This is a genomic window from Virgibacillus sp. GM2-2, assembly GCF_055329585.1.
In genome coordinates, this window is sequence record NZ_JBUZWC010000167.1 from 1 (window position 1) to 234 (window position 234).

A 234-nucleotide genomic window follows, 5' to 3' on the forward strand; every position below is an offset into this window, starting at 1 on the left:
GACCCGTACGGGATTCGAACCCGTGTTACCGCCGTGAAAGGGCGGTGTCTTAACCACTTGACCAACGGGCCAATGTATAATAAATAGTGGCGGAGAGCGAGGGATTCGAACCCTCGAGACCACGTTAGCGGTCTACACGATTTCCAATCGTGCTCCTTCGGCCACTCGGACAGCTCTCCATGGCTCCACAGGTAGGATTCGAACCTACGACCGATCGGTTAACAGCCGATAGCT

General features: G+C 55.1%; 2 tRNA genes. Both read right to left on the minus strand.

Annotation, left to right across the window (positions count from 1 at the left end):
- Nucleotides 1-71: transfer RNA gene (locus tag ACY9Z2_RS19395), tRNA-Glu, on the minus strand.
- Between the two features lie 16 nt (nt 72-87).
- A tRNA-Ser gene (locus ACY9Z2_RS19400) sits at nt 88-179 on the minus strand.
- Between the last annotated feature and the right edge of the window lie 55 nt (nt 180-234).